Below are 4951 nucleotides of genomic sequence, written 5' to 3' on the forward strand. Positions count from 1 at the left end.
GAAGTGGGATGCCAAAGGCGTTGTATCTGATGGTACGTTTTTGATAGGTTTAAACGTCTGAACAAATCGAATCCGGTATAACGGGCACAGGAGGAGATCACGGTAATTTTGTACGTACTCGAGAGGCCAGTTGCGCTCTTTGTGACTGGAACCGGCCAGCTCTACCGCCCGCTACAAAAGCAGTCGTAGCCGGGCTGGCATTTCGCGATCAACCGCGACGGGTTGGATTGGCGGTGAGCTGGAGTTCGATCCTGAAAGTTTGGTTGCCACGCCGCACCGTCAGGGTTACGTGGTCACCTACCTCTTTGCTGCGGATGTAGCGCTGGAGCTGGGTGACATCGTTGAAGGTTCGTCCATCGGCTTCGAGGATTACGTCAAAGTCGTAGACTTCCTGACCGTTCTCTCGGCGAATCACAAAGCCACGCAAGCCAGCCCGCTCGGCAGCTCCCCCACGCAACAGTCCCCGGATCAGGACTCCTTCCTTAGGGATGCGCAAAGTAGTGGCGGTATCATCATCAATCTGGAAAAGCTGCACCCCGATATAGGGCACGTCGCGTTTGCGCCCTGCACGGAGCTGACCGATCACATCCCCCAGGCCCAGCAGTGGGGACAAATAGCTCTCGAAGACGCCATCCGGCTGACCAATTGCTACCACCACCGCGACAGCTCGCCCAGCCTGGTTGATCACCGGGCCGCCCGAGTCGCCAGGGGCCAACGGGATGGTGGTGGAGACGGCGATGGAGTTGAAGAAAGGGAAAATGTCGCGCTCGACGGTGTTGACTAGTCCGTAGCGCGGGGCCATGAAATCGCCCCTCGAGTTCCCTACTGCCAGCAAGGGCTCTCCTATGCGCGGGCCCTGGGTGGTCTCGAGTTGCAAGAAGGGTACCGGAGCACCCACCCTGGCCCGCAAAATGGCGATATCGCGGAACTCATCGTAGCCCACCAGTTCGGCAGGAAAAGATACGTTACTGGAATTAACTACCCGAAAACTGCGGGTGTCCTCAATCACGTGATAGGCAGTCATGACCAAGCCTTCTGCGCTGATAAAAAAGCCCGAGCCGGTGCCCTCTGGAACTGTTTCGATACGTACAGTCGCTGGGAGGACGCGGGTATAAACCTGCTCGAGGGCAGTTCGAATTTCGGCGGTCAGGGTTCGGGGAGTCTGTACCGGTTGAGCATGGATCACCGCAGCCAGTATGCCAAGATAGGCCACTATCGCAAGGATCAACCAAGAACGCCGCATCTGCAATCTCCTGTGGGTGCGCTACTGCTCCGGTAACGTAATTTCCGACTCGGACTCCGACCCTCAAACAGCGGGATTTGCTTTGGAGCGGCTGGTTCCGGGGTTCTCATCGCATACCGATTATGTTTTTACCAAACCACTCGCACGCTCCTACGAAAAATAGGGTAGCCCATGGGTACCAAATTTCGATACTGGAATGCACACTTTTTTCTCTCATCTTATTCAACAATAAAACCCCCTCCGCGCGGAGGGGGTTTTATTGTGGGGACTTAACGGCTGCGAAGACCGCGATTAATCTCCTCTACCATTGCGGCCACTATGCGGGGCACATCGGTGTCGCCTCTCTGAACAGCCTGGGAGAGGGCATTCCCCCAGGGCCCCCACACCTTACCCATCTCGGGGATGTTGGGCATGGGCGAACCCAGGGCGATGGTGGCCGAGAAACCAACCACAACCGGGTCGTTGCGGAGTTGTTGTACAGCTCGCATGGAAACCGGCAGGCGGCCTCCAGCCCGGTTGAAGGCCACCTGGTTCTGGGTGGTGACCAGCAGCTTGGCAAAGTTGGCGGCGGCGGCCTTGTTGCGCGAGTAGGCGTTCATGGCCACGCCCTGTACCCCGACAAACGGACGCCACTGCTGGCCTCCAGGAGGGTTGGGCATGGGTGCGATACCAAAGTCAATATTGGCCTTCTTGTACTCGCCAATCGCCCAGGGACCGTTGAGAATCATGGCCAGGGCGCCTTCCTTAAAAGCGCTGTCGGCCACCCCGTAGTCCACCCCCTCGGGAATCAGGCGGTGGCGGAAGCGCAGATCCCGGATAAAGCTCACCGCACGGTTGCCCGCATCGCCCCCCAGGCGCACCTGGCTGGCATCTACCCCCTGGGCTGTACGGCCAAACACGGAGGCTCCATAAGCAGTAAACCAGCCATAGTTGAAGTAAGGGTTGCCCAGGTCATACAAGAAGCCAAAGGAGGTTCCCCTGGTGTTGTCCTGGGCGATTTTAAGGAACTCATCCCAGGTTTTGGGAGCCTCCCTGACCAGCTTTCTGTTGTAAATAAGGGCTACCGACTCGGCAAACATAGGCAGTGCAAAGAGTTGATTGCGGAAGGTTAAGGCCTCCACAGCGACTTCAGAGAGATCCTGGATAAAGCCTCTGGTAGCGTATCTCCCCATGGGCTCGAGCACGCCCGCCGCAGCCATGGCGCCCACCCAGTCGTGGGGAATGCTCACCACCAGATCGGCAGCCTGGCCCTGGGGGGCCCCCAGAATGAACTTGTTCTGGATATCGCCAAAGGGCACTTCAACGACATCTATTTGGGTTCCACTGCTTCTAGCAAAACTGGCAGCCGTCTGCTTGAGCCAGGCCAACTCTGGGCCGCCATAGTGTGTCCAGACCGTGAGCCGGCCCTGGGCCATAGCCGAGCCCACCAAACCCAGGGCCGCTACGGCTGCGATTAAGAGACTTTTTTTCATATCCTCCTCCTAGTTTCAAGCCACACCCTAAACCGTTAGCCAAAATATGGCTTGCATTAACCTCGACAGCAGTCTCTGGCAGCGTTTCCACGATGTTCTCAACGTTATTTTAAGTCAATCTGCCTTCTGCGTCTAGTTGTATCTTACTATACTCTTTGACCAGGTAAAGAGCCTGGATTCATCCCGGGATATGGTTAAGGCCCGGATCAATGTATGCGTGCCTGAGTGGTTTTTCGATGGATCTAAGGTGGAGACCGCAGGGAAATGCATCGAGGACAATTGTCCGTAGTACCTCGAGCTAGCTCTCGAAGCAAGCCTGTATGGGAACCCCTCTCCCACTCACTTCCTTGGCGGTCGGTCTGGGCGCAACTCCAGCCGGCCGGGAAGGATCCGTTGATCGCTTTCTAGCAGGTATGGCACGGCCTGGGCAGTGTCCTGCGGCCAAATTTTCTATCAGGCTTCCCTAACTAGGGGCAACTTTTCTGCGCAGAATAAAAATACCCAATGGTGTGCAATAACGGGGGGCGAGCACAAGGCTCGCCCACACGGTTTACCAGCCCTTATCTGGGTTTATAGATGTCCACGCCACCGGCTTTTTCCAGGCTCTGCATGAGGAACTGGGTGGTAACCAGAGGTTTGCTGTTGGCATCGCCCGGCAGCGTACCAGCAAAGACCTCCAGGACATCGGCATAGCCATCGCCATCGGAGTCTTTCATGGCTTTGAGGGCTTCGTAGAGGGCATCCCCAATGTTGCCCTTGAAGTTGGCCCGCACCTCATTCCCAAAGGGGTTCCAGGGAGCGCCGCCATTGGCATTCACATGGCAGTACTGACAGCTTGCCGTCCGTACATCTCCACGATCCGCCACGAGGTTGAACTGATTGATGGCTTGAAGCCGATAGGGTGGACGAGCAGTAGCATAAGGCATCCATACAACTACCAGTGCCAGAACCAAAAAACCAACCTTGCGCATAGTTGCCTCCTTTTAGGGTTGCACCGTGATTCTACCGTTCATAGTGGTGGCGTGGCTACCCACTCCACAGATGTATTCGACTTCGCCCACGATATTGAAAACCACCTTTTGGCTCTGATCCCGGGTCAGAATTGCCGTATTAAAAGCTAGATTGCTGGGCGCGCCTGGACGACTTTGAGCATTGTGAACGCTGTTGGCATCGTCGTTGACAAATTCTACACAACCTCCCGCCTTGACACTCACATTAGCGCTGTTGGAATTGGCTAGTCTAAATCCAGTCTGGGTACTAACCATCCGCACCACCTGACACGCGCCGGGGTTCGGGTTGGTGAATTCTCCACAGGAGACCAACCATAGCAGCAGGGGCATCAGGCCAGTAATTCGCATGACCTTAACCTACACAAACCCCTCAGGGCAAGGGTGGGCGTAGGAAAGCAGAACCCTTTAACTCCACTTAATCCACAGCCTCAAACTACCGGCACTATCCACAACAAACCAAAGAGGCCCTGTACCAGCACAGTACTGGAATCCGTCAACATCGTCTCATGGCATGACCTCCAACCCTAGCTACGCAAAAGTAGCGGGGTTGGATTCAAAGCCGGGTGGAGACCCTGGTGGTTAGGACGGTGGCCGTAGAGGGTGCACCCAGGTATGGAACTGGGGCAGCATAGGGGCCGTTTTCAAAGTTACCAGGAAAGCTGTCCATCTGAAAACTCCCCCGGAAATAAAAATTGTGAACTTTGCACAGATGAGTCAAACCCACGGGGCCTTCGATGCTCGACCTCAAACCTTCGACCCCCACGCGACATTCTCGACGGGCGAACAACGGTACAAACACCCAATTGCCCGTGCGCTCGCATTCAAATTCCAATAGGTCGGCTGCTTTTACTCTTGAATGGGCTGCTCTTTGCGCGGTAGGCCAAATTTGTGGGCCTCGAGCAGAGTTTTGAGGGCTTTGCCCCGGTGGGAGTAGGCCGCTTTTTGCTCGAGCGGCATCTCGGCAAAGGTCTTTCCTGCTTCGGGCAGGTAAAACAAGGGGTCGTAGCCAAAGCCCCACTCCCCCCTGGGAGCCTCGAGGATTTCACCCTCGGTCTCGCCACGGTAGAGTTCCATGTAGCCATCTGGATAGGCGATTACCACCACGGCCACAAATCTGGCCCTGCGCTCGCTGGCCGGAATTCCCTTGAGGCGCTCGAGTAAATACACATTCCGCTCCATATCGGTTTTCTTGTTGCCATAGCGGGCCGAGTACACCCCAGGCTCCC

The 4951-nt window shown here is 56.1% G+C and carries 5 protein-coding genes; all 5 read right to left on the reverse strand.

The features are described 5' to 3' along the window. Nucleotides 1-208: 208 nt before the first annotated feature. The gene (locus Q0288_RS17580) at nt 209-1243 is read right to left on the reverse strand and encodes a S1C family serine protease (protein ID WP_299433592.1); all 1035 of its coding nucleotides are present in this window, start codon (nt 1241-1243) and stop codon (nt 209-211) included. Nucleotides 1244-1512: 269 nt separating this feature from the next. After that, entirely contained in the window at nt 1513-2715 is a 1203-nt protein-coding gene (locus Q0288_RS17585; protein ID WP_299433595.1) for a maltose ABC transporter substrate-binding protein, read from the reverse strand. A gap of 560 nt (nt 2716-3275) precedes the next feature. Next, the gene (locus Q0288_RS17590) at nt 3276-3686 is read right to left on the reverse strand and encodes a thrombospondin type 3 repeat-containing protein (RefSeq protein WP_299433598.1); all 411 of its coding nucleotides are present in this window, start codon (nt 3684-3686) and stop codon (nt 3276-3278) included. Nucleotides 3687-3698: 12 nt separating this feature from the next. Continuing rightward, nucleotides 3699-4073 (reverse strand): hypothetical protein, encoded by a 375-nt coding sequence (locus tag Q0288_RS17595; protein ID WP_299433601.1) that lies wholly within the window; start codon nt 4071-4073, stop codon nt 3699-3701. Nucleotides 4074-4571: 498 nt separating this feature from the next. After that, nucleotides 4572-4951: non-canonical purine NTP pyrophosphatase (locus Q0288_RS17600; protein ID WP_299433604.1), on the reverse strand; the 380-nt coding region annotated here is incomplete at its 5' end.

It is taken from the genome of uncultured Meiothermus sp. (assembly GCF_937863175.1).
In the GTDB taxonomy this organism is placed as follows: domain Bacteria; phylum Deinococcota; class Deinococci; order Deinococcales; family Thermaceae; genus Meiothermus.